We start from the raw sequence: 24792 nt of genomic DNA, 5'->3' as shown, positions 1-24792 counted from the left end.
CCGTATGAGCCTGCCGCCGCGGCCGCACACCAAGCCTTCGGTGGGAGATCATGAACTCGTCGACAGGGCGAGGGAGACCACCAGGGATGACGGTGTACGTACCGCGGCATGAATTCCCCCTCGAGGGGGCCGAAGTCCGTGCGGAGAAACTCGACAGAAACGCCCGTGAGAGGATCGGCGGTCTCGAACGGTCACCGGACGGCTTCAACATGGCCTTGGGAACGTCGCTGCTCGCAGCGCAGACCCACTGCGCCACCGACCCCAGAGCCGCACAGCTGCCCACCTGGGAGGCGTGGGTGACGGCCATGCAGGTGGGCTCGGCCCTGTTCACGGCGGCCACCGCCACCGAGGAGACGGTGTCGTGCCGGATCGCCGACAAACCGCGCACCATCCGGGCTGTCGGCCCACGGCGCTACACCGATGCGGGCAACTGGCTCACCGCGTTCTGGCTTGCGGTCATCTGCCGCGAACAGGAACGCATGACCCGGCTCCTTCACGTGCCCCTGCCCTTGCTGCGAGCCTCGGGTGCGGTGTTCGACGACTACATCTACGCCTGGGTCGAGGCTCTGCAGGTGGCATGGCGACAGGGCGGTGACCTCGGTGAGCTGCTGAGCGCGGCAATGGGCGGCACAGCTCCGGACTCTCTGCGGGTGGCAGACCCGGAACTGGTGCTGAAGGTGCTGTATCCGCCGATCAACCTTTTCTGCCGATACCTCACCCGACAGCACGAGGAGTTCAACGAGGCGCTGTACGACGCTCTGCGCTGGCACAAGGAGTACTGGAACGGGAACGAGGAACGAAGGGGCAGCAGCTCCGGTCTCGTCGCTCTCGGCCCCCTGGCCGTCGCCTGCCTCGCCCATGACGCGGGTTTCCCGATCGAGGTCGAATCGGAGTATCTGCCCAAGCACCTGTTGACGGGCAGCTGGCTCAACGAGTTCGAGACATGAGCCACTTCAACGGCAACGCGACGACCCGGCACATGTGGATCTCACTGGCTACTCGTGGATCGGAGTCCACCTCGGCTTGGAGTCGATCCACGAGGACCGTGGAAGAGCCGCCTGGATTGAGTTCAGTGACGAAGTCCTCTTGTGCGCGCGTCCGGGAAGTTGTGTCAGTGCTCCTTCGGGGAGCGGACTGAACAGCCTGTGTCTCCGAATGTGTAAGGGTGGGCTGCATGTGGAGATTTCGCTACGACGAGGACGGCTTTGTGGTCGCCGAGAGTGATTCTTACGGCGAGACCGTGTGCCGTGCGGTGTCCGATTTTTTCGACGACGTCCGGTCGCTGCACTCCACCGAGCGGCTGCTGGCGGAGTGGGACGAGATCAAGAGGAATTATCCGCAGGATCCCACGGGAGTCGCTTTCAATGCGACAAGCGCTGAGCTTACGGGTGACGGGAGGTGATCATCGAGTCCCTGTACGGCCAGTTCCCTGCGATTGAGCTCTCCGAGAGTGAGTTCAGCTGTGCTGCTCAGCGCTTCCGTGACTTCTTGAGGGCGCAGTCACCCGAGTATCCCGAGGAAAGTCTGTGATTACTGTAAATTCTGTCGGCGACTGGTTCTGGGAAGTCGCGACGGAACCAGGGGAAGCTTCTCCCATGCGGGCGGCTGAGACAGCTGTTGCCGTGTGGAACGTGCTCGCTGCGCATGAGCTTGCGGTTCCTGTGGGCAAGGTCAGTGTTTCTGCCCGGATAGACGGGGAAAAGAGGGACTACCGCATCAATGTCAGTCGTCTGAGCCTGGAGCCGGAACCGTTGGCCAGGGACACTGAGCTGTCCCGGGTGGTGGCCGAGGCGGAAACGCTTGAGGGGGACTTTATTTTCACGGTCCGGATCGATTGCCCTGGACTCTGGTTGGAGTCGGGAGTCAAGCACCGTGCGGAGAAACTCTTTTCCATTCATACCGCTTCCTGGGAAGGCGGCCTCCTCACGCTGTTGCTGGAGACCTACTCCGATGCGTGGCTGACGATGGACACCCGCGACCGGGAGCAGCTGGAGATCCACGCGGCGAACTCCCCTCGGCTGGCTGCTGCTTTGCGGGAGATCTCGGACCTCATGGGCAGTGCCCCGACTCCTGGGGGTCTGAACCGCTTTGCAACCTCGACGGAGACGGGGTTCGAAGACTCGCGGGTCGAAGAGCCGGCCTACGAGGATTCCTGGGGAACGTTTGAACCCCGCGCCCGGTTGTCACTGCTTTACTCGAGGCTTCCTGACTCCGAGGACGAGTACGAGGTAGTCACCGACCACCCGGTGCGTTACTTCACGATTCGGCGCGAGGGACAGACCCTTGGTTACCTCTGGGCCTCGACCGGCGACGAGGCAGCGGGCTATGAGCCCAGAACTGCCGCAGGGGATGACGCTTTCGACGCGGGGGCGCAATGGGTGTTGCGCCTGCGAGCGGCCCATGAACAGGGATTGACCGCACTGGCGGCACTGGACTGGGCGACCCGGCAACCGCCACAGCCGGAGATCGGGGAGGCTGCCGAGGACACACCCCAGGAAGCCCCGTCCTTGGACGCCCTGCAAGAAATGTCGAGCCGGTACTGATCTCCCATGCCTGGGATACCTGCCGCCAGAGAGCGTGGCGGTCATGGGCAGGAAAAATGACCTGATATGCACGGGAGCGGTCCGTGGCGAACTGTGAACCACACTCCGTGCCCATGAATCTCCGCCAGGGGGCAGCTTGAACAGTTCGTGTCGCTGAACAGGCGGCAGCAGGTGGGCACGTACGGAGAAGCCGCTGCCCTGCGGCAAGCGCGATGAGCGAGGTGGGCAGGTTGAGTGTGTATTTTCAGGTCGCCGACGAGGTTCTGTGGAACCCTTCCAACTCCGTGGCCACGGTGTTTCTCGGGCAGGCTGCGGTGCTGTCCCGGTTTGTCGGCCTGGGATCCGGGCTGGGGGACATAGTCGAGGACGAGTGCCAAGTCGATCCACGAGAGTTTGTGGCCTTCACGAACGAACTCGTCAAGACGTATCAAGAGACCAACAACATGGCTCCAATGGCGCTTCTGAAGGGCTTTGCTTCTGTGGCTCTGGTGCTGGCCGACCGTATCGGAGCAGAAGGTGTTTCGATGGATCCAGAGTATGCCGGGATGTGGAGGGCGGAACGAGAGCGCCAGGCGAGGTCCATGCCGCGCGGGTGAGAAAAGGGATGCCTCCGTTGCCCGGCGTGGCCCGGCTCGGCCAGGAACCGGGCCGACGCCCCGGCACATCACCGCACCGACTCGCTAAACGACCCGCTGCATCGCCTTCCGGTACCGTTCCGCCATCGCGGCCCCCGACTCACGGCGGGCCATCCTGCGCAGAACGGACGGGGCGAGGAGCAGCCCGGCGACCGCCCAGGCACCCAGCGCGCCCGCTGTCTCCAGGTGCCGCCAGGACTCGCCGACCTCGGCGGTGACCGCCCCGGCCGGCAGCAACGCGGCCCGAACGCCCAGGCCGAGCCAGTACACGGGGAAGATCTGCCCGACGATCTGCAGCCACTCGGGCAGCTTCGACAGGGGGAAGTAGATCCCGGAGATCATGATGAGCCCCATCACCGGAAGCATCAGCAGCCCGAGGGTGCGCGGGTTGTTGACGAGCGAACCGAGGATGGCGCCCAGCGGCAGGGTGGCCAGAAGACCCAGCGGTATCACCCACACCAGCGTCAGCAACGCTTCACCGCCCTGCTGGGCAACGCCGTCGACCAGGAACAGCCCCGCGACGAAGGGGAGTGCCATGGAGACGAGAGCCGTCCCCGACACCATGATGATCTTGCCGACCAGAAGGCCGACCATGCCATGGGGCACGGCCTTGGCCCGCAGCAGCGTGCCGTCCTCGCGCTCGGTCGCGAGCAGCTGCGCCGTGGTCATCACCCCGGTGAACGCGAGCGTCATGCCCACCATGCTCGGCAGCATGAACGCCCCGGTCGAGATGCCCGCGCCCTTGAGCGGATCGTCCCCGGCCAGGAACAACGGGATCATGAGCAGGGCGGTCCAGAGCACATACCCGAACAGGTCCTGACCGGAGGTGAAGGTCTGCCGGAATTCCGTCCAGCCACGCCGTATCCCTATGCGCGCCGCGTACCACACCGGATTCATCGCGCTTCCTCCCCGCCCCCGAAGGCGTGTGCCGCCTGCTCGCCGGGGACCTTCCCCGCTTCCAGCTCCCGCACCATCGTCAGATAGGTGTCCTCCAGGCTCGCCCGGCGCACCTCCAGCCCGCCGATCGCGTCGCCGTGCTCCTCGAACAACCGGCGGACGAAGCGAGTGGGTTCGGCCGTCGACTGCTCGTAGGACTGCCCGTCCCGGGTCCAGCGCACGGTGGCCTTGACCGATATCCTCCGCGACAGTTCCTCGGCCGAGCCGTCGGCCACGATCCGGCCGCTGGCCAGGATGAGGATCCGGTCGGCGAGCTTCTCCGCCTCGGCGAGGTCGTGCGTGGTCAGCAGGACGGTGGTGCTCTCGTTCGCGAGCCCGCGGACCAGGCCGTGGAACTCGTTCCTGGCCTCCGGGTCCAGACCGGTTGTCGGCTCGTCCAGGAACAGCAGCTCGGGTCTGCCCACGATTCCGACGGCCACGTCGAGGCGTCTGCGCTGCCCGCCCGACAGGGTCGAGATCCGCTTGTCCGCCTGCTCGGTCAGGCCCACGGCGGCGATGAGCTCGTCGATGTCCCACGGCCGCTGAACGTGGGCGGTGGAGTAGGGCACGTAGTACGCGCCGAGATGGGCCAGCAGTTCCCGCACCCGCCACTTGCCGTGGTCGCGCCAGGACTGCAACACGATGCCCAGGCGCGCACGCCACCGCTCGTCCCCGCGAGCCGGATCGGTGCCGAGGACGGTCACGTCACCGGCCGAGCGCATCCGGAAGCCTTCCAGGATCTCGATCGTGGTCGTCTTGCCCGCGCCGTTCGGACCGAGCAGTACGACGACCTCGCCGCGCCGGGCGGTGAAGTCCACCCCTTTCAGCACTTCCTGGCTGCGGTAGCGCATCCGCAGGTCCCGTACGTCGATGACCGTGTCGCTCTCCGACGGCGTGCTGTTGTCCACTTCGGACAAGGCGTGAGTGGTGGTCATCGGCGTTCCCTCCCTCCCGTGGTCCTTGTGGCGTCCTCCGGGAGCAGGAGCCGAGGACCGCACCGACGTCCGTGGTCGTGGGACGTGTCTACGACTGCGGCGGATCGCTGCCGCGTGGCAGCAGCACCTCGGGCCTTTCCCGGGCGAACACACTACCGAACGGTTCGGAGGCTCCCCCGGTTTCACCGATCCGGCCGGTGAGCTGGCGATGTGTCGCCTGCCGGCTTCTGCCCGCCCTGCTCGGGCAAGGCCGTCCACCCGGCCACTGGATTGCTGCCTTCTACGGACGGGAGACAAGCAGGGCGCCTGGTACCGGTGGCGGACGCCGCGCCGGACACGCCGGTCCAGGGCTGGCTACGCCAGCTCCAGGCCGCCGGTGAGAGCCCCGAGATCCATGGGGCCTCGGGGCTTCCGTCTTGGGCGCTACTCGTCGTTGTCGTTGTCCGCGTCGTTGTCCGCCTCGTCGTACGGCGGGATGCGTTGGCCCCGGCTTTCGCAGATGTTCAGGACGTCCGTGAGCGATTCGATGAGGCGGCACGCGATCCAGCGGAGCTCATGGGCCGCGAGGTTCGCCGTGCCCTTGACCATCGGCTTGGCCAGCCCCAGGATCGTGGCCGCCGTCTGGATCTGCTGCTCCTCGACGGCGTCGGCCAGCCGGGACAGGAACGTCTCGGTGCCGTCCGTCACGAGGACGGCCGGCTTGCCGTCGTGGCTCCACGGCAGCAGACGGCGGTGTGTGGGGGAGGAGGTCATGCTGTCACTCCTGCCAGGTGGCCCTGTCCGAGGGATGCGAGCACGGCGGCACATCGTCCGCCCCGCTGCCACAGGCGCTCCTGCTCCCTCTCGTAGGTCTCGTAGGCGAGGAGGTAGGGGCGGACGAGGGGCAGGCCGTCGGCCACGATGACGGCGAAGTCCTCGGCGTCCTCATGGCGCGGGACAGGGGGAGAGGGCGCGATGATCAGCCGCCGGACGGGTGTCTTCTGTTCGACACCGGCCGTCGCGACCGCCGATGCCCGCTCGGGCGGGGTTGCACGGCGCCTGCCCTTGGCAGGCAGCAGCCACGAGAGGACGAGAGTCAGTAAGGTGCGCATGTCGGTCTGCCCTATTCAGATCGGCCATGCCCCCGGACCGCTTGCACCGGTCGCGGGGGTCTGTCGTTGTTGTTCGCGTCACAGTAGCGACTGTTATCTATGCCTGTCTATACCTACCTATAGACCTAGCTGGACATGCCTGCTTGGGTGTGCGTACGTAGCGTCCAGGTATGGGAGAGCCGAAGTGGGACCCGAAACGGCCGAAGTGGCAGCAGATTGCCGACGTCATCAGGCAGCGCATCCAGGACGGCACCTATCCGCCCGACACCCTGATCAGTGAGTCGCGGATCCAGGGTGAATGGGGCGTAGCCAAGATGACGGCACGGAAAGCTGTGGCTGCTCTCCGCGCGGAAGGGCTACTCGTAACCACGCCGGGCATGGGCTCATTCGTGAAGGGCGACGAATGACGAAGGGCTGGTGCGGGATGTTCCCCACCAGCCCTCTGCTGTGCGCGTGCCGGCCGACACGCCCCTGTGTGCTTGTGTCTCCTCGTGCGCAGGAGCCACAAGTCCGCCGTAGTCGGTTCGAGCGACAGGCTCGGCTCCATCCGGAGAGGGCGTGCCGCACAACGCCCCCCGGTCAGCCTCGAGGTGTCGGTGCTGCCTCCTAACATCCGCGTCATGCGCAGGTACTTCATGGTGGGGGAGCGGAAGCTGTCGTACCTGGACTTCGGCGGTCCCGGGAGGCCGCTTCTGGCCCTGCACGGGCACTACAACGAGGCGTCGGCGTTCGAGCCGCTCGCGAAGGCGTTGGCACCACGGTGGCGGGTGATCGCGCTCGACCAGCGGGGTCATGGAGAGTCCGACCGCGCCCGCAGCTACGAGCGGGACGACTACATAGCCGATGTGGCAGCTTTCCACCAGCACTTGGGAGTCGGCTCCTTGCCCGTGCTGGGGCACTCACTGGGCGGTGTCAACGCCTACCAGTTCGCCGCCCGTCACCCGGACAAGGTCGGCACGCTGATCGTGGAGGACATCGGTGCGGTCGTGGAGTGCGACTGGTCGTTCACCACTCGCCTCCCCCGGCAGGCACCCTCACGCGAGGCGCTGGTCGCGGCTTTGGGTGCGACCGCGCCTTACCTGGAGTGCGCCTTCCGGCAGAGCGGCCAGGGCTGGGGGTTCTCGTTCGACATCGACGACACGGTGGCATCCCAGAAGGCGCTCAACGGTGATCACTGGGACGACTGGACGGCAGTGTCCTGCCCCACCCTGCTCGTCCGTGGAACACGCAGCGACGAGCTGGCGGCCGACCACGCCCGGGAAATGATCGCCCGTCGCGGCGGCCGGGCGCGCCTGGTCGAGCTGCCCGCCGGTCATGTCGTCCATCACGACGCACTGGACCAGTTCTCCGCCGCGGTCACCACGTTCCTGTCAGAGCTCCGCTGAACCAGAATTACGGCCCTCAGGGTGCCGGACGGCGCGAACCGCCGTACCCACCGAGGGGCCCAGGGACTGTCGCGGATCGTGTCACTGGCTCATGTGCGGGTGATTGAGCCGGGTGGGGGCGAGGCCGCGATCGGCCGGTACCTGAGAGGGCGTGGCCGCGCTTCAGCGGAGCTTCGAATAACGCTTGCGGTGCTGTGGGGCAGGCTGGAGGCTGGGGCCATGCAGTTGACTCACCTTGGCCTGCCGGTGCGCGACGAGCAGACCAGCCGGCGTTTTTACTGTGAGTACTTCGGGTTCGATCCGGCCAGTGCGCAGCGTTACGACGACGGCACGGTGATCATCCGCAACTCCGCCGGTTTCGATCTCGCTCTGCACGCGGTGCCGGGTGAGATCGGCTCGCTGCCTGATTTTCTGCATTTCGGCTTCCGGTTGTCCGAGCCGGCAGAGGTGCGGTCGCTGCTCGGCCGGCTTGCCGCCGACGGCGTTGAGATCATCGAGCAGTTCGACGAGTCCGGTCTCGTCTCCTTCAAGTGCCTGGACCCGGACGGCCACCGTGTCGAGGTGTACTGGGAGGCGCCGGTGTCCGGGGAGTGATCCACCGGATCACGGACGGGGCCGGAGCCGTATCGCGGCAACGGCGACGGTGTCCTGGAGGACACAGGCTCGCCTGCCGTATCGGGTGGCCATGGCCCAGAAGCCCTTGAGGGCGTTGACCGTCCGCTCCACTTCGTTGCGGCGCTTGTCCTTCTCCTCGCCGAAGCCGACAGGCCGGCCGCCCTTGCCGCCGCGGCGCCTGCGGTCGGCTTGCTGCTCCTTCTGTTGTGCCTGATCACTGAGCCAGAGGCCGTGGCGGGAATCGAACCCGCGTAACTCGCTTTGCAGGCGAGTCCCTGAACCACTCGGGCACACGGCCGTACAAGACGACCGTACGAACGGGGGTCGGCAGGCTCAAGAGAAGGACGGAGGGTGCAATCCGACTGCCATACGCCGTTCATGTTCGGCGGTCGTACGACTTACGACTGCCGAACGGCCGAGGTCCCGGCGCGGGGCCGACGGCCGTTGACGGCGAAAGTCCGCCTCGCTGCGGACAGCGACGGTCGGTCGCCGCGCCGGGCCCATGCCTACGTGTACTGGGCGATCTGGATCAGGTTGCCGCAGGTGTCGTCCAGCACCGCCGTGGTGACCGGGCCCAGGTCCAGCGGCTCCTGTGTGAACCGCACCCCGAGCTTGCGCAGCCGGTCGAACTCCGCGTGCACGTCGTCCACGGCGAAGGAGGTGGCCGGGATGCCGTCCGCGGCCAGCGCCTCCTTGTACGGCTTCACCGCGGGATGGTTGTCGGGTTCCAGCACCAGTTCGGTGCCGTCCGGGTCCTCCGGCGAGACCACGGTCAGCCACCGGTGCTCGCCGAGCGGGACCTCGGTCTTCTTCACGAAGCCCAGGACCTCGGTGTAGAAGCGCAGGGCCTTGTCCTGGTCGTCGACGAAAACACTGGACAGGTTGATTCTCATGAGGAGTTCTCCCGCGCATCGGGTCTGAGCCATCGGGTCACGATGCGCTCGAGCGGTTCGGTGTTCAAGTCGTGGAACTTGTAACGGCCCTGGCGCCGGGTCCGGACCAGGTCCGCGGCCTCCAGCACGGCGAGGTGCTGGCTGATCGCCTGACGGGACAGCCCCAGACCGTGCTTGGTCGCCAGCCGCGCACAGATCTCGAACAGGGACTGGCCGTCCCGCTCCACCAACTCGTCGAGGATGCGTCGGCGGGTGGGATCGGCCAGCGCCTTGAAGACATCATCCGCCACGACCACAGCATAGGCAAGTAACGACTTGCATGACGAGGGGAGCCGGACGTTCCCGCGCCGGCGCGGCTCGCGGGCGGCGCCCCGGCCGGCCGAGGCCGCCTCCGTTTCCGAACGCCTGGCCCCGGGCTCAGCGGCGCAGGGCGGTCTCCCGCTGCATGTGCGACAGCTTCGCGGGATTGCGCACGGAGTAGAGCCCGGTGATGAGGCCGTCGTCCATGCGGGCCGTCACGACGGCGTCGAGTACGCCGTCGAGATGGAGAAGCAGCGCCGGGTGGCCATTGACCTGCGCCGTTCGCAGCGACACCTCGGCGTCGACCTTGCTCAGTCCGCCGATCAGCAGGCGGGCCACCTTGTCGGCTCCCACGACGGGCCGCAGAACGGACTGCTTGACTCCGCCGCCGTCCCCCAGGAGGACGGCATCCGGCGCGAGGATGTCGAGCAGGCCCTGCAGATCGCCCGTCTCCAGCGCCCGCCGGAAGGCGTCGAGTGCCTCCTGGGTCTTGACCGGGGAGACGGTTCCGCGCGGCCGGCGCGCCGCGACATGGGCCCGTGCCCGGTGCGCGATCTGGCGGACCGCGGCCTGGCTCTTGCCGACGGCCTCGGCGATCTCGTCGTACCCGAGGTCGAACACCTCGCGCAGCACGAACACCGCCCGCTCGATCGGCATGAGCGTCTCCAGCACCAGCATCATCGCCATCGAGACGCTGTCGGCCAGCTCGACGTCCTCGGCCACATCGGGTGTGGTGAGCAGTGGCTCGGGCAGCCAGGAGCCGACGTAGGACTCCTTGCGGCGGCCGAGCGTGCGCAGCCGGTCCAGCGCCTGGCGCGTGGTGATCCGGATCAGGTACGCACGCTGGTCCCGCACCGTGCCGAGGTCGACACCCGACCACCGCAGCCAGGTCTCCTGCAGGACGTCCTCCGCGTCGACGGCCGAGCCGAGCATCTCGTAGGCGATGGTGAACAGCAGATTGCGATGGGCGACGAACGCCTCGGTGGCCCGGTCCGTGCGTCCGCCACCGGCGAGCCGTCCGGCCGTCGTGTTCCGCGTGCGCTCGCCGTGCTCGCTCCTCACCGGCTGCTCCCGCCTGTCCGCTCCCGACAATCCCACGCGCACAAGACGTCGCTTCCCGCAGCTTTGTGACAGCCGCGGGTAGTGGTGTACGTCACACGGATGTCCCGTCACGAGGAGCGGACCGTCGGCGTCTCGTGGTCGTCCCGTGCACCGCCGAGGTGCACCACGCACGAGTGAGGACGATGCCATGGACACCCGGTTCAACCTGTTCGACAACGAGCTCGCCGGCACGTTCGCCAAACGGTTCGCCAGTGCCGCTCTCGTGATCTATCAGTCGCCGCTGCCGAAGGCCACACGGGAGCTGGTGACGCTGCGCGTCAGCCAGATCAACGGCTGCGGTGCCTGCGTCGACATGCACACCAAGGAGGCCGCGGCCACCGGGGAGACCGCGGTCCGGCTCCACCTGGTCGCCGCCTGGCGCGAGTCCACCGTGTTCACCGAGGCCGAGCGGGCCGCGCTGGCGTTCGCCGAGGAGGGCACCCGGCTCGCCGACGCCCACCAGGGCGTGTCCGACGAGACCTGGGCCCAGGTGCGCAAGCACTACGACGACGACCAGCTCGCCGCGCTGATCTGCCTGGTCGCCCAGGCCAACGCCGCCAACCGGCTCGCTGTGATCACGGGCCAGAAGGGCGGCTCCTACGAGCCCGGCATGTTCGCCACCATGTTCACCTGACCGGCAGCCCGGCGGACACCTCCGGTTCCGGCCCGGGACTGCCCAACCCGGGCCGGGACCGTGCGGGGCCGAGTACCGACGCCTCTGTGAGGCCGGGGGCTCACAGAGGACCCCAGGTGGTGGCGTGGTCGAGGAGGCGGCGGCGGACGAGCTGGAGGGCGGGTGGGGCGGAGCCGGAGCGGGTGACCAGGTAGAGGGTGTTGAGCGGCAGTACCTGGGGGCGGTGCAGCTGTTCCAGGGAGCCGGCGTTCAGGGCGGGTTCGGCCAGGTAGCGGGGGAGGACCGAGATGCCCGCGTCGGCGATCACGGCCGCGAGCACGGCCCGCAGGTCGGGCACCAGGACGGAGACAGGGTTGGGCGGGCGGCGGTTGAACTCGCTTCGCCAGTACCGGCGGATGATGGGCAGTTCCTCGGCATACGCCACCAGCGGCAGATGGGCGAGGGCTGCGACGGGGTCCTCGGCGAGGTGCTGCGGGTCGATGGATCTGGCCGCGGTCGGGGTGCCCACGAGCACGAACTCCTCGTCCACGTAGGGCGTCGCGGCCAGGCCGCGCAGCTCCGCCGGTGGCCGGACGGAGGACACCACCAGGTCCAGCTCCCCGTCGGCGAGGGATGCGAGCAGCGGTTCGGCGAGGCCGAGGGTGATGCGCAGGTGCAGGCCGCGGCGGGTGAGGGGGGCGAGCGCGGGCAGCAGGCGGGCCGCGGTGAACTCGCTTGCCGCGCCGAGCCGCACGGTGCCCTGGTATGCCTGCTCATTGGCCTCCTCGGCCAGCGTGTGACGCAGACCGTCCAGGTGCGGGCCGATCCGGCGGGCGAGCTCGTGCGCTCGGGCGGTGGGATGGGCGCCGTTGCGGGACCGGGTGAACAGGGCCTCGCCGAGCTGCTCCTCCAGTCGGGCGAGTTGTCCGCTGACGGCGGGCTGGGAGATGCCCCGTGCGGTGGCGGCGGCGGTCAGCGAGCCCCGGCGGTAGATCTCCAGGAAGGTCACCAGCAGATCGAGGTCCATCACGCAACCCACCCTACATAAGGAATCTTATGGATAAGGCGCGGTGTCAGTGCGGATCTGATGAAGACTGATCGGGGCGTCACCCCAGGGGCGACACCCCGATCCACGTCCCCGCACGAGAAGAGTCGAAGAGTCACACCATGGCGAAGATCCTGATGATCATCTCGGCCGCCGACACCCTCACCCTGGCCGATGGCACCGCTCACCCCACCGGCTACTGGGCCGAGGAGGTCGTTGCCTCGCACAAGGTGCTGGTCGAAGCCGGGCACCAGGTGGACATCGCCACCCCCGGCGGCGTCCGCCCGACCGTCGACGCGATCTCGCTGGACGAGCGCGGCGGTGTCGAGCCCGCCGACGGCGCCGCCTTCAAGGCGTACCTGGAGTCCATCGAGGCGGACCTCGCCGCCCCGCTCGACCTGGCCGCCGTCCGCGCCGCCGACTACGACGCCCTCTACCTGCCCGGCGGCCACGCCCCGATGACCGACCTGGCCGACAACCCCGAGCTCGGCGCCCTGCTCGCCGACGCCGACGACCGCGGCAAGACCATCGCCGCTCTGTGCCACGGTGTCGCTGCCCTGCTCAGCGCCAAGCGCGCGGACGGCACGTTCCTCTTCGCCGGCCGTAGCCTCACCAGCTTCACCAACGACGAGGAGCGTCAGGGCGGGCTCGGCGACGCGACGCCGTGGCTGGTCGAGACCCGCCTCGCCGAGCGCGGCGCGGACCTGAAGACCGGCGCCCCCTGGTCCGACACCGTGATCGTCGACGGCAACCTGATCACCGGCCAGAACCCGCAGTCCAGCGTCACCACCGCCCAGCAGGTCCTCGCCGCCCTCAAGGACGCCTGATCCCCGGACGAGCGAGAACTCGACGCCGACCGGCCCGCCGCGACCGCAGTCGCGGCGGGCCGGCGCGTTTTCCGCGCCCTTTGGGGGCCCTCTTGCGGGGGAAGGTCCCGATCTGCTGCGTGCAATGATCAAAACGTTTGCCGACGCGTTCATGAGGGCGCATCGTGCCAGGGGCGCGACGGCGGGAGGGGCGGGCGTCGGTTTCTCCGGCACCGGGACGGAAGCGACGCAGGGGCGTGCGTGACCTTGCACGGCAGTTCATGGATTTTGACCACTGCTTCACCGGTGTTGCGCCTGCCCCGGGTTCTGCGGTAACAGACTCAACCCACCCTGCACATAAGAATTTTTCGACAAAAGGGACTAATTGCATTCATGTAATGGCTCCGGGCGTGACTTGTGATGTGTTTGTGCTGACAAGGTGCAAACATTCGACATGTGTTCCTGTCCGCTGCCTCGAAGAGCTGATTTGGTGATATGGGGGGCGACTTGTCGGTGGCTGCGTCTACAGTCCGTGGCAGGTCGATGGTGTGTGACGTGACGCACTGTCGAGGAACACGGGTGATTGACGTACAGGAGTCACGTAGGTGCAGAGCTGGCAATGGTCCATCGCGGTGTCGGCGACCGGGGCGGTGCGGTCATGAGAGGGAGCGGCACCGATTGGGCTCCCGACCCGGGGCTGGCCCGTGAGGTCGATGCTCTCTTCGAGCGTGCGATCGACTCGTATCGCGCGAACCCGAACCTGATCACGGAGCATGCCAACCAGGAAGAGTCCATCCGGGTCGGTGGCTACTCCAACCGCACCCTGCTGGAACTGGTGCAGAACGCTGCCGACGCGATGACGGGGGCCGACGGGCAGGGGGAGGGGGCCGGGCGGGTCGAAATCGTCCTCGACCTCGACCGTCGGACCCTGTACTGCGCGAACGCCGGTCGTCCGTTCTCGCGAAGCGGTCTTACTGCGCTTGCCCATGCACATCTCAGCGGCAAGAGGGGGGACGAGATCGGGCGGTTCGGACTCGGATTCAAGTCGGTCCTTGCGATCACCGACACCCCGCAGGTCTTCAGCCGGTCGGTCTCCTTCGAGTTCAACTCCCCCGAGGCCAGGAAAGCGCTTGCGTCGATCGCGGGGACGTCCAGGAGGCTCCCGACCCTGAGGACCATGACGCGGGTCGACGCCGAGGCCGAGTTCGCCGAGGACCCGATCCTGGCCGAGCTCGCGGAGTGGGCGGTGACGATCGTCAGGTTGCCGCACGCGTCGAGGCTGGAGCGCCTGAAGAAGGAGATCGAGGAGTTCCGCTCCGAGTTCCTCCTCTTCGTCGACGCGGTGCGCGAGATCCGGCTTCGCATGGTCGGGGCGGACACGGACTTCGTGACGAGCCATGTGTCGCGTGACCTGGGCGGCGGCAGGTTCAGGATCGAGCGTCCCGACGGCGACCACGACGAGTGGTACGTCGAGAACCGGATGCATGCGCCCAGCCCCGAGGCCCGGGCCGAGGTCGGTGAGGCGGTGTCGCGTGATCGGATGAAGGTCACGATCGCCATGCCGGCGCGCTTCGCCCAACTGAGGACGGGCGAGTTCTGGTCGTACTTCCCGCTTCAGGACAGGACGTCGGCGTCCGCCCTCTTCAACGCTCCCTGGAGCGTCAACGACGACCGCACCACGCTGCTGGAGAACGTCTACAACCGAGAGATCCTCGTGACTCTCTCCGAGATGTTCGTCGACATGTTGCCGAAGGTCTCGTCCGCCGACGATCCGGCCGCGCACCTGGACTACATGCCGGCACGTGGTCGTGAGGCCCACTCGTTCGGCGACGAGATCCTCTGCGCCCATGTTCCGCGGCTCGGAGCCAGGAAGCCGCTGGTCCCCGACGCTGCCGGTACCATGCGCATGCCGTTGGAGCTCTGCCCCCTCGACTTCGGCGTCGGCGAGGTGTCCGAGCACCATCACGAAGAGTGGATCAAGTCGCCCAACACCGGTGACGACGTCCCGCACTGGCGCTGCTACGCCAGCAACCAGCGGGCGACTCGTCTGAGGCAGCTCTATGTCCACAGCGACTCCTCCGACTTCCTGGACCGGCGGGTCAGGGACGAGAAGAAGGCGCTGGAGAGGATTCCCAAGAGGGGCCTCCTGTCGTGGCTGCGCGAGTGGGCGGGGGGAGCCGACATGGCCTCCGCCGCGAAGGCGCTCGACTTCGTCCTGAAAAACCCCAGAATCGACGGCATCGACTCCGCGAAGGTCATACCCACGACCGACGGCATGCGCTCGCTCAAGGACCGCGACCGGGTCTTCCTCCATCGTGTGGAGGACATCGACCTCGAAGGATCGTGCTTCGTCGATCCGGACTTCCTCGCAATCCCCGGAGTCGAGAAGAAGCTTGGCGACAGAGGGTTCCGGGACCTGGACCCGGTGGCGGTGTTCGAGGCCAGAATGGCCAAGCTGTCGCCGGAGTCGGAGGGCGACGAACTTCCGAAGTTCTGGAAGGCAGCCGATGACGTGCCCATGACGCAGGCACGGAAGCTCATGGCGAGCAACAAGGCGGGCGGCGTCAAAGTCCCGACACGGGACGGAGGCTGGGCCCCGCCCGAACTGGTGCTGGACGTCGAGGGCCTCGACGACGTCGTCCCCGATCGCATGCTGGACCGGACGAGGTGCGTTCCCGAACTCGCGCATGCGGCAGGTGTCGTCACCGACCCGATGGCCTCGTACCCGCTCGAGGACGAGATCTGCTTCGAGGACTACTGCGAGTACGTGCTGGACGAGCTGAACCGGAGGCTCGGACCCGGAGAGCGTCCCGTCGAACAGGTCGAGTTCGACAGGGGCGACAGCCCCGGTCCCTTCTCGGTGCTTCTCCTTCTGAAGGAGGCGAAGGCCCCCGAGGCCATCCGTGAGCGTTGGACGGAACAACTGCTCAAGCACGACGAGGAGGGCTACTGGCTCTGCACGGACGTCGACACGGGACTCACCCACCGGGTCGCCTCCCCCGTCCGATGGGCAGTGGAGCGTGCCGGACTGCTGAAGTCGACCCGCGGCTACCGTGCTCCCGATCGCGTCGTCTCCGCCTCACTGGTCGAGTACGAGGCCCTGCTGCCCCTCTTCCGCGGACCGCGCCACGTCGAGGACGCCCTGGCACTGCCGAAGGAACTGACGGAGGTCCCGGCAGAGCTCCTGCGTGAGGCGCTGCAGGCGGAGGTCATTTCGCCGATCAAGAACAGAGCGCTGACGGGATTCGTCCTCACCGCCGGAAGGATCGCGTTCCCGGACGGGCACCCGGTGCTCATTCCTGCTCGGGTGGGGCATGCCGTCGAGACGAAGCGGCCCGACGCGGTGTACCTGGCGACGACCGAGGAGGAACGCGAGTTCCTCAGCACGAGGCAGAAGCCGTACCTCAGGGCGGAGCAGGACGAGGCGGAGCTGCTCGTCAAGACGATCGGATGCCGCCGGTTCGAGGACAGCTTCTCCTTCTCGCTGCTGATCGACGGCCGACAGGACGAGGAACGCGTCCTCGACCTGTACACCGGGCTGCGTTCGACGTTCGTCGAGGACAAGGTCATGAACGCGACCGTGGCGAAGGCCGTCCAGATCACGAAACGCGTGACCACCGAGGACGGTGTCGAGGACCAGTCGCTCGAGTGGCACCTCGAGGGGCTGACCCTCGTGGTCCGTGCGGACCTCGACGAGCAACGTGTCCTGCGGATCGTCAACGAGGCGTTCGACCTGCGTCTGTCGAACGCCGAGCTGAGCGACATCCTCCAGGCACGCGTCGACCAACGTCTGGAGGAACACCGGCAGGCCGCCCGGGCCGCGTCCAGCGACGCGGAGCGCCTGGAGAACTTCTTCGGCAACGACACGCTGAAGGAGGCCCTGCCGAAGGGGCTCTGGCAGGCGCTCGAGGGGCAGGGCCTGGTGGACGACTCCACATCCGTCGCGGAACTCTTCCTGACCGTCTACGGCAGCGACTCGATCAGGCTTCTCGCCGATCAGTTCAGCGCCGAGGGATACACGGACGTCCCCACGACATGGGCGGGCGGGGCATCGACCATCGCCTGGCTCCGGAAGATGGGATTCGGCACCAAGTACGCCGGGCGACGCAGTCTGCACCAGGACGAGGAGTTCGTGGTTCCCGGTGCCGTGAAGCTCAACCCTCTGCACGACTACCAGGAGAGGATCAGCCGGGAACTGCGGGAGGTCCTGACCTCCCGGGACGAGGACGGCCGCGCACGCAAGGGCATGGTGGAGCTTCCGACAGGAGCGGGAAAGACCCGTGTCGCCACCGAGACCGTGCTGCGGCTCTTCGTCGAGGGCCGCATGAGCGGAACCGTGCTGTGGATCGCACAGTCGGAGGAGCTCTGCGAGCAGGCGGTGCAGACGTTCAGCACCGTCTGGCGTTGGTTGGGCGACGAGCGTCCGCTGACGATCGGACGGCTCTGGAGCACCAACGTCGTCCACGAGCCCGACACCGAGTTCAGTGTGGTCGTGGCCACCGACGCCAAGCTCGACCGGGTGGCCCACACCCCCGAGTACGAATGGTTGAGCCGAGCCTCCGCGGTGTTCATCGACGAGGCGCACCGGGCCGGTGGATCGAAGATGTACACGAAGATCCTCAGGTGGCTCGGGGTCGACGGGCGCAGCTGGGAACGGCCTCTGGTGGGCATCTCGGCGACCCCGTTCAAGGGGAGCGGCGACGTCACCGAGCCGACGAGGGAACTGGCGGCCCGCTTCGGTCACCACAAGATGAGCGCCTTCGACGGCAACGCCTACGAGGAGTTGTCGAAGAGAGGCGTCCTCGCCCGGGTCCGGCACGAGGTGCTGCCGGGCGTGGACGTCCGGCTGGAACCGGACGAACTCGAGCAGGCGCGGTCGTTCCGCAAGCTCGAGCCCAGGGTCCTCGACCGCATCGGCCGGGACCAGGCTCGCATGAAGATCCTGGTGGAGCACATTCTGAGCCAGGACCCGGAGTGGTCGATCCTCGTGTTCACCCCGAACGTCCTCTCCGCCCAGGTCCTCGCCGCGACGCTTCGTTATCGGGGGGTCACGGCCGAAGCGGTCAGCGGTCAGACCGGACGGCAGGCGCGCCGTGACGTCATCGAGAGGTTCAAGAAGAACGAGATCCGGGTTCTGGCCAACTGCGACCTGCTGATCCAGGGCTTCGACGCACCGGGTGTCCGGGCCCTGTACATCGCGAGACCGACGTTCAGCCCCAGCGCGTACATCCAGATGGCCGGCCGCGGTCTGCGCGGTCCCGCGAACGGCGGCAAGGAGGAGTGCCTCATCGTGGACGTCGCCGACAACTTCGGTGCAGCTAACGACTTCCTCGGATACCGCGCCTACGAGGACCTCTGGAGGAAGCAGGGAGCATGATCCTCGTACCGGACCTCGCCGACATCGAGACGACGACCACCAGCAACGCCGAGCGGCGGGTGGCCCGACTGCTGCGGGCGGTCGACGGACCCCACGACGCGGTCGCCTTCCACTCCGTGAAGCTGCGGAGCCACGCGGTCAAGCAGCAGGGGGAGGCGGACTTCGTCGTGCTCTGGGACGGCGTCGTCATCCTCATCGAGGTCAAGGGCGGGGGCGTCAGGAAGTACGACGGCGTCTGGTACTCCATCGACCGTCACGGCGACTGGAAGAAGCTGCGCGAGTCCCCGATGGACCAGGCGCAGTCGGCGATGTACGCGTTGCGCGACATCCTCCACGAGGAAGGCGTCGGCTGGTTCGCGGCCGAGGCCGTGGTCGTCACTCCCGACATAGAGGCCCCTCCCGCCGCCGTCGAGTGGAAGGGAAGCCACTGGTGGGCCAAGGACCAGATGAGCGTCGCCGCGATGACGGAGGCCTTCGAGAGGGTCGCCGGTGAGGCCAGGACCGCGCCCTTCGGAGTCAGGATCGCCAGACCCGAGACCCTGCGGGCACGTCTCTTCGGCGAGTTCACGCGGATGCCCGTCATCGACGCGCAGCGGGGAGCCGTCATAGAGGAGCAGAACCGGGCGACCGCGGAACAGGCCCGGGTCCTGGCCGCGCTCTCCCGGAACCCGAGGATGATCGTCTTCGGCGGTGCGGGCACCGGGAAGTCCCTGGTGCTGGCAGAAGGCGCGAAGCAGGAGGCCGGCGAGGGACGGTCGGTCCTCATCACCTTCCACTCGCCCTCCCTCGTCGACTTCTTCGGTCCGCGGATCGAGGGCAGGAACATCGACCTCGTTCCGTTCGCGGACCTGTCCGGCGACAAGCAGTACGACGTCGTCTTCGTCGACGAGGCACAGGACCTCATGAACGCCGAGGGCATGGACGCGCTGGACGCCGTGATCCGCGGCGGTCGCGAGGGCGGCCGGTGGCGGATGTTCCTCGACCCCAACAACCAGGCCCACGTCGACGGCGAGTTCGACCCGGACGTCTGCGAACTGGTCCGGCAGGAGGCGCTCCAGTACGACCTGGACCTGAACGTCCGCAACACCCGGGCGATCGTCCACGTCGTGCAGGAGTACCTCGGCGCCGACATCGGGGACCCGGGCATCGTCCACGGCGACCGGGTGGAATGGCGGTGGTCCGAGGGGCCGGCCGACGTCGCCGCAGCCGAGGCCGTGGCCCAGGACCTCGTCGCGAACGGGGCCCGCCGCCGGGACGTCTGGATCATCAGTGTCTCCGAGGACGCCGAGCCGCGCAGGAGCAGGGCCGGGTTCCTCGTGACGAGCCCGCGGTTCGCCAAGGGGCTGGAGGCGGAGCACGTCGTCGTCTGCAACCTTCCCCAGGAGTACGACGACCGGGGGCTGGCCGCGTTCTACGTGGCCGTCACAAGGGCACGGGTCACGCTCCACGTGGTCGCTTCCAAGGAGGACAAGAAGCGGCTTCAGGATCTTCTTCGAAAGCAGGTTGGCAAGTGAACCTCACAGCGGCCCAGAAAGAGGCTCTGCACCACCTCCGAGCCTCCTACATGGGACCCGAGGAAGGGGACGAGGAGGTCACGGCGAATCTGCCTCACCGGCAGTACGCCGTCGGCATGCTGTTCCCGGTCGAGGCCGTGGATCGCGGTCCTCGTGACGACAAGGACGCGGACGAGGAGATCTCCGCCGACGTCCCCGAGGGCGACGTCGAGGAGGAGGGCACCGGGATCCCCCTGGCCGAGGACTGGAGACCCTCGTCCGTCGCGATCTCCTTCGTCACCGACGGCGACTCCGTCGGGGTCGACTTCTCGTGCGGCACGTACGCCCCCGTCGAGGGGGACGGACCTCCGAGGTGGCGACGCACACCTTTCTCCGCCGACGACCTCGTCCTCCGGCGGGGGGAGGGCCCCGTGCCTCTGACCGCGGGCGACGTCCTGGTCGAGATCGGGGCACGATGGCGCGACTTCCGGGGCGACGCGTTGGTCACCGTGCACGCACGGGTCCTGACCGAGTCCACGGGGGACGACCGACTCGACATCCCCCGGATGCTCTTCCAGGTCCGCCTTGCCGTCACTCCCGCTGCCGGCGCGGAGATCCTGGAGTACGACACGACGCGCTCGTTCGACACCGATCCGGAGGCCGCCGAGCTGCGTCTGCGCTATCGCAACCGAAGGGTCTATGCGGTCGGGCACGGGATGGCCGCGGACTGGGAGTTCACGGAGGGCCGTTGCACCAAGGTCTTCCTCGATCCCGTACCGGCCTTCGTGGTGCCCGCCGTCGAGACCACGGGGTTCGACGAGGGGACGGCCGAGGCCAGTGCCCTGGAGCTGAGGCATCTCGAGCGGATCGACACGGACCCCGAGGCGGTCCTCCGGTCGCTGGACGCCTTCGTCGATGCATTCGCCGGCTGGACCGCCCGACAGATGGAACGTACGGAGGCCTTCGGCGACGACAAGGCCGTGGCCGTCCGAATCGTCAAGCGTTCGCAGGACGCCGTCGACCGGATGAGAGAGAGCGTCGACCTCCTTCGGGCCCCGGGACGGCAGGATCTTCGAACGGCCTTCTCGCTCGGCATGGCCGCCATGCGTCTCCAGATGAGGCAGAAGTCGCTCAACGAGGGAAAGCCGGAGGACCAGGTGACGGAGCCGCGGTGGCGCCCGTTCCAGCTCGGCTTTCTTCTTGTGGCGCTGGCGTCCACCGTCGAGGAGAGGCACAAGGACCGGAACCTCGTCGATCTCATCTGGTTTCCGACCGGTGGCGGCAAGACCGAGGCGTACCTGGGCCTTGCTGCGATCGAGATCTTCCGGCGACGGCTCGTTCATGGCCTGGCCGGCGGAGGAACCGCCGTCATCACCCGCTACACCCTGCGGCTCCTGACCGCCCAGCAGTTCCAGCGTGCTGCGGCGCTGATCTGCGCGATGGAGAGGCTGCGGGCCACGGACGACCGGGCGAGGGGGATGGCGCCGTTCTCGATCGGCCTGTGGGTGGGCAACGACGTCACCCCCGGCACGCGCGCAGAGGCACGCAACGCGCTCGACCGTCTTCGGAAGGCCGCGCGTCCGGAGGAGGCGAACGAGTTCCAGGTCGAGAGCTGCCCGTGGTGCTGGACGCCGCTGGTGCCGAGGCTCAGGAGCGACAAGCCCCGGGACTACGGCATGCGGCTGGTGGGCAAGGACGTCGTGCTCCATTGCGTCGACGAGACGTGCGAGTTCGCCGACGAGCTTCCGCTCGCGGTCGTCGACGAGGTGCTGTACGACGAACCGCCCACGATCCTGCTGGCCACCGTCGACAAGTTCGCACGTCTGCAGTTCAAGCCGGACGCCGGCAAGCTGCTCGGTATCGGGACCACCTTCAAACAGCCGTCCATGGTCATTCAGGACGAGCTGCACCTGCTCTCGGGGCCGCTCGGGACCACCGTCGCCGTCTTCGACGCAGTGATCCAGCTCCTGCTGAGCCGATCGGGCCCCAGCCCCAAGATCGTGGCTTCGACGGCGACCATCCGTGCGTCCGAGGAACAGGTGAAGGGACTGTACGGGCGTGAGGTCGCCCTGTATCCCCCGTCGGGGCTCGACGACGACCGGACGTTCTTCTCCCGTCCTGTGGAGAGCGGGGAAGGACGTCTCTACATCGGCCTGATGCCGCAGTCGGTCTCGCAGCCGTCGGCCGTCATCGCCGCCGTCACCCCCATGGTGGAGCTGCCGGAGGCTCTCGCCGCCCGTGCTCCGTCCGCCGCGTCACGGGACGCCTACTGGACGCTGGTGATGTACCACAACAGTCTCCGTGAGCTCGGGCGCACCGGGGCGCTGGTCGTCGACGACGTCAACGGCCGTCTGGAGCCCCGCGCCGAAAGGCTCGGCCTCCCCCTGCGCCCCGTCAGGGCGGGGAAGGTCCTGGAACTGACGAGTCGCCGCGGGGCCGAGGAACTGCCGAACGATCTTCGTGCGCTCCGGGTCAGGGCCGACGAGTCCCCGGAGGCCGTCGACGTGGTCCTCTCGTCGAACATGCTCTCCGTGGGCATCGACATCCCGAGGCTCGCGCTGATGCTCATGGTGGGGCAGCCGAAGACCACGGCCGAGTACATCCAGGCCACCAGCCGCGTCGGACGTGGGGACACGAAGGGCGTCGTCGTCACACTGTTCCGGTCGAGCAGGGCCCGTGACCGGTCGCACTTCGAGACCTTCCGCGGCTACCACGAGGCTCTCTATCGAAGCGTGGAGCCCACGAGTGTCACGCCGTGGTCGTTGGCCTCGCGCGACCGATCGCTGGCCGGCGCGCTCGTGGCGCTGATCAGGCAGTCGTTCGCCCAGCTCGCCCCGAACGACGCGGCAGGCCGGCTCGACCTCGGGAACGACAGGATCCGCGAGGCGGTCGAGCGACTCGTGGACAGGTTCCTCGACTACGTGGCGCGGGCCGACCGTCCCGAGGCGGAGGAGACGCGCTCCGCGGTGTGGAGCCTCCTGAAGGACTGGGACCGTCGGGCGGCACTGGCACGCGAGTCGGACGAATCTCTGTACTACCGGAGCACGAAGAAGGGGCAGGCAGCTCTGTTGAAGGAATTCGGTCAGTCCGGCGAGGGGTGGTCCGTCGGGGACTCGATGAGGTCCGTGGAGCCCAACGTGGCAGTCGAGGTCCAGGAGCCGCAGGAGGAGGTGCGCCGTGGAGAAGATCAGGCATGACCTGCGCCTCTCCGAGACGATCTCACCGTTCGGCGTGGGAGCGATCGTCGACGTCCGAGGCGAGTCCCTCATGGCGCCGGACACGTCCTGGTGGGACAAGAAGTACGCCCATGAGATCAGCTGCGAGCGTCTGGTGGCCCGCCTCCGGGGCGGTGTCCTCAGGCAGCCGCCGGCGCATGCGGGCCATGCCGGCAAGGAGACGCCCGCGCTGCCGTACTGGCGCTTTCCCGCCTGGCGGTTCTGCGAGCGCTGCGACAGGCTCTCGAAGCTGACCGGGAGGAAAAGAGGCAAGTGGAGCAACAGCTGCGAGTGCGGTGGCGCACTCGTACCGATGCGCTACATCGCCGTCTGCGAAAAGGGCAGCCACGCCCAGGACATCAACTGGTTCCAGTGGGCGCACAGGGGACGAGCGGTGATTCGGAACGAGTCGGTCCGCCACTGCCGTGACTACAAGTCGCTCAGGTTCCACAAGCTGGCGACCCGCGGTGAAGGTCTCGCTGCACTGGTGGTGAAGTGCTACGGATGCGGGAACGAACGCAAGCTCTCGGAACTCGTGACGAAGGGGGCCCTGCAGCGGGACGGGATCCGTTGCGCGGGGCGGCAGCCCTGGCAGCCGGAGGATTCTGTCACGGAGGCCTGCCCGTACGAGTTGGTCGCCGTGCAGCGCGGTGCCACGGGCAACTACATCGCCGACAGGATCTCGGCCCTCGACATACCGGAAGAACGTCCGCAGTCCGTGGAAGCAGCCGACAAGATCCGTAGTCACGATCTCTTCGGCAGAGTCGTGGCGGACAACGGCGGCCCTCAGTCCGAGATGTTGGCACAGTTGATCGCCCAAGAACTCGGGGTGACGACGGAAACCGTCCTCGGTGTCGCGGCAGGAGAGGAAACCCCTGCGAGCAAGATGTTGCTCGACCTCAAGGACGGCGAGTGGGCGGCGTTCCTGAAGAAACTCCAGGCAGGGCGCGATCGCACGGGAAGCGACTTCGTCGTCGACGGGCGAAGCCTCGAAGGCGTTGCAGGACCACGAAGCCTGCTCGACAAGATCAGTGGGGTCGGGCAGGTGCACCGCGTGAGGGAGGTCCGCGCTTTGCGGGGTTTCCGGCGCCACAGCCTGGAAGCGGCACTGATCGACGCCGATCTGGGAGCGAACCGGCGGTACCGGCCCACCTATCCGGCGATCGAACTGTTCGGTGAAGGGATCTTCCTGCGGTTCGACGAGGAGAGGATCGCCGCATGGGAGGCACGGCCGGAGGTACGGGCACGCGCCGACATCCTCAGGACACGCAGGGCCGAATCTCCCTGGGCCGGTCGTCTCGACGCGCCGGAGCCCAGGTACATCGCCCTGCACACACTGGCGCACCTGCTCATCCGACGGCTGGCGTTCGCAAGCGGCTACGCGTCCGCCGCGCTGCAGGAAAGGATCTACGCGAACTCCGACCGTGCGGACAGGACCGCCGGCATCCTGATCTACACCGCGGCAGGAGACGCCCAGGGGACCCTCGGAGGTCTTGTCAGGCTCGGCGAGCCCAGGAAATTGATTCCGCTCCTGGTGGCGGCCCTGGACGACGCGGACTTCTGCTCCAACGACCCAGTCTGCATCGAGAGCGACCGTCAGAGGGTCTCGCAGCTCAACCTCTCGGCCTGCCACGGATGTGCGTTGGTGAGCGAGACGTCCTGCGAAACCGGAAATCGACTGCTGGATCGACAACTGGTCCTGGGAGGAAGCGACGTGAGAGGACTGCTGGACGACGTCCTGCCGGAGGTCCGGCGGTCCGGGTGACGACTCCCGACGGCCGTTCCGTGGTCCGGAGCCGGACCGCTCCG

Annotated in this window: 21 protein-coding genes, 1 tRNA gene and 1 pseudogene; 13 read left to right on the top strand and 10 right to left on the bottom strand. The window is 67.6% G+C overall.

Features of this window, described 5'->3' with window-relative positions:
• Positions 1-86: 86 nt before the first annotated feature.
• The 4 genes from ABD224_RS06350 to ABD224_RS06335 all read left to right on the top strand — a co-directional run bounded on the left by ABD224_RS06350 (position 87) and on the right by ABD224_RS06335 (position 3139).
• Positions 87-947 (top strand): immunity 49 family protein, encoded by an 861-nt coding sequence (locus ABD224_RS06350; RefSeq protein ID WP_344047695.1) that lies wholly within the window; start codon positions 87-89, stop codon positions 945-947.
• A 227-nt stretch (positions 948-1174) separates the two neighbouring features.
• Positions 1175-1402 carry a hypothetical protein gene (locus tag ABD224_RS06345; protein ID WP_344047693.1) on the top strand — a complete coding sequence of 76 codons (228 nt, stop codon included), beginning with the start codon at positions 1175-1177 and terminating at the stop codon, positions 1400-1402.
• Positions 1403-1526: 124 nt separating this feature from the next.
• Entirely contained in the window at positions 1527-2543 is a 1017-nt protein-coding gene (locus ABD224_RS06340) for a hypothetical protein (RefSeq protein ID WP_344047691.1), read from the top strand.
• A 236-nt stretch (positions 2544-2779) separates the two neighbouring features.
• Positions 2780-3139 (top strand): DUF6086 family protein, encoded by a 360-nt coding sequence (locus ABD224_RS06335; protein WP_344047780.1) that lies wholly within the window; start codon positions 2780-2782, stop codon positions 3137-3139.
• Between the two features lie 84 nt (positions 3140-3223).
• Here the strand turns inward: ABD224_RS06335 and ABD224_RS06330 are convergent, their stop codons facing one another.
• The 4 genes from ABD224_RS06330 to ABD224_RS06315 form a co-directional block, all read right to left on the bottom strand.
• The gene (locus ABD224_RS06330) at positions 3224-4075 is read right to left on the bottom strand and encodes an ABC transporter permease (protein WP_344047689.1); all 852 of its coding nucleotides are present in this window, start codon (positions 4073-4075) and stop codon (positions 3224-3226) included.
• Positions 4072-5049 (bottom strand): ABC transporter ATP-binding protein, encoded by a 978-nt coding sequence (locus tag ABD224_RS06325; protein WP_344047687.1) that lies wholly within the window; start codon positions 5047-5049, stop codon positions 4072-4074. Before ABD224_RS06325 ends, ABD224_RS06330 begins: the two co-directional genes overlap by 4 nt.
• A gap of 423 nt (positions 5050-5472) precedes the next feature.
• Positions 5473-5802: a hypothetical protein gene (locus ABD224_RS06320; RefSeq protein WP_344047685.1), complete on the bottom strand. Its 330-nt coding sequence runs from the start codon at positions 5800-5802 to the stop codon at positions 5473-5475.
• On the bottom strand, positions 5799-6140 hold the full coding sequence (locus ABD224_RS06315) for a hypothetical protein (RefSeq protein WP_344047683.1): 342 nt from the start codon (positions 6138-6140) through the stop codon (positions 5799-5801). The genes ABD224_RS06320 and ABD224_RS06315 overlap by 4 nt, the downstream gene beginning before the upstream one ends.
• Before the next feature lie 170 nt (positions 6141-6310).
• On the opposite strand from ABD224_RS06315, the gene ABD224_RS06310 reads away from it, so the two are divergent.
• From ABD224_RS06310 to ABD224_RS06300, 3 genes are all read left to right on the top strand, one after another.
• Positions 6311-6547 (top strand): GntR family transcriptional regulator, encoded by a 237-nt coding sequence (locus ABD224_RS06310; protein ID WP_344047681.1) that lies wholly within the window; start codon positions 6311-6313, stop codon positions 6545-6547.
• 213 nt (positions 6548-6760) lie between these two features.
• Positions 6761-7525, top strand: a complete 765-nt coding sequence (locus ABD224_RS06305) for an alpha/beta fold hydrolase (protein WP_344047679.1) — start codon at positions 6761-6763, stop codon at positions 7523-7525.
• Between the two features lie 78 nt (positions 7526-7603).
• Entirely contained in the window at positions 7604-8119 is a 516-nt protein-coding gene (locus ABD224_RS06300; protein WP_344047677.1) for a VOC family protein, read from the top strand.
• A gap of 9 nt (positions 8120-8128) precedes the next feature.
• On the opposite strand, the pseudogene ABD224_RS06295 reads toward ABD224_RS06300, so the two are convergent.
• From ABD224_RS06295 to ABD224_RS06275, 5 genes and pseudogenes are all read right to left on the bottom strand, one after another.
• Positions 8129-8335, bottom strand: a pseudogene (locus ABD224_RS06295) (IS5/IS1182 family transposase); the annotation flags it as partial.
• Positions 8336-8366: 31 nt separating this feature from the next.
• Positions 8367-8438: transfer RNA gene (locus tag ABD224_RS06290), tRNA-Cys, on the bottom strand.
• Between the two features lie 208 nt (positions 8439-8646).
• On the bottom strand, positions 8647-9033 hold the full coding sequence (locus ABD224_RS06285) for a VOC family protein (RefSeq protein WP_344047675.1): 387 nt from the start codon (positions 9031-9033) through the stop codon (positions 8647-8649).
• Complete coding sequence (locus ABD224_RS06280; protein WP_344047673.1) at positions 9030-9323, bottom strand: ArsR/SmtB family transcription factor; 294 nt, start codon at positions 9321-9323, stop codon at positions 9030-9032. Before ABD224_RS06280 ends, ABD224_RS06285 begins: the two co-directional genes overlap by 4 nt.
• A gap of 127 nt (positions 9324-9450) precedes the next feature.
• Positions 9451-10395 (bottom strand): RNA polymerase sigma-70 factor, encoded by a 945-nt coding sequence (locus ABD224_RS06275; protein WP_344047670.1) that lies wholly within the window; start codon positions 10393-10395, stop codon positions 9451-9453.
• A gap of 187 nt (positions 10396-10582) precedes the next feature.
• Between ABD224_RS06275 and ABD224_RS06270 the strand changes: the two genes are divergently transcribed.
• The gene (locus ABD224_RS06270) at positions 10583-11068 is read left to right on the top strand and encodes a carboxymuconolactone decarboxylase family protein (RefSeq protein WP_344047668.1); all 486 of its coding nucleotides are present in this window, start codon (positions 10583-10585) and stop codon (positions 11066-11068) included.
• A 100-nt stretch (positions 11069-11168) separates the two neighbouring features.
• On the opposite strand, the gene ABD224_RS06265 is transcribed toward ABD224_RS06270, so the two are convergent.
• Positions 11169-12074 (bottom strand): LysR family transcriptional regulator, encoded by a 906-nt coding sequence (locus ABD224_RS06265; protein WP_344047778.1) that lies wholly within the window; start codon positions 12072-12074, stop codon positions 11169-11171.
• Positions 12075-12214: 140 nt separating this feature from the next.
• On the opposite strand from ABD224_RS06265, the gene ABD224_RS06260 reads away from it, so the two are divergent.
• The 5 genes from ABD224_RS06260 (at position 12215) to drmB (ending at position 24748) form a co-directional block, all read left to right on the top strand.
• Positions 12215-12919: a type 1 glutamine amidotransferase domain-containing protein gene (locus ABD224_RS06260; RefSeq protein ID WP_344047666.1), complete on the top strand. Its 705-nt coding sequence runs from the start codon at positions 12215-12217 to the stop codon at positions 12917-12919.
• Between the two features lie 598 nt (positions 12920-13517).
• Complete coding sequence (locus tag ABD224_RS06255) at positions 13518-18275, top strand: sacsin N-terminal ATP-binding-like domain-containing protein (protein ID WP_344047664.1); 4758 nt, start codon at positions 13518-13520, stop codon at positions 18273-18275.
• Positions 18272-19789, top strand: a complete 1518-nt coding sequence (locus ABD224_RS06250; RefSeq protein ID WP_344047662.1) for a nuclease-related domain-containing DEAD/DEAH box helicase — start codon at positions 18272-18274, stop codon at positions 19787-19789. The genes ABD224_RS06255 and ABD224_RS06250 overlap by 4 nt, the downstream gene beginning before the upstream one ends.
• Positions 19786-22965: a helicase-related protein gene (locus ABD224_RS06245; protein WP_344047660.1), complete on the top strand. Its 3180-nt coding sequence runs from the start codon at positions 19786-19788 to the stop codon at positions 22963-22965. Before ABD224_RS06250 ends, ABD224_RS06245 begins: the two co-directional genes overlap by 4 nt.
• Complete coding sequence (drmB, locus tag ABD224_RS06240; RefSeq protein ID WP_344047658.1) at positions 22946-24748, top strand: DrmB family protein; 1803 nt, start codon at positions 22946-22948, stop codon at positions 24746-24748. Before ABD224_RS06245 ends, drmB begins: the two co-directional genes overlap by 20 nt.
• Positions 24749-24792: the final 44 nt, after the last annotated feature.

The organism is Streptomyces thermoalcalitolerans (genome assembly GCF_039525155.1).
GTDB classification, from domain to species: Bacteria; Actinomycetota; Actinomycetes; order Streptomycetales; family Streptomycetaceae; genus Streptomyces; species Streptomyces thermovulgaris.
This window is presented reverse-complemented; position numbering and strand designations above follow the sequence as displayed.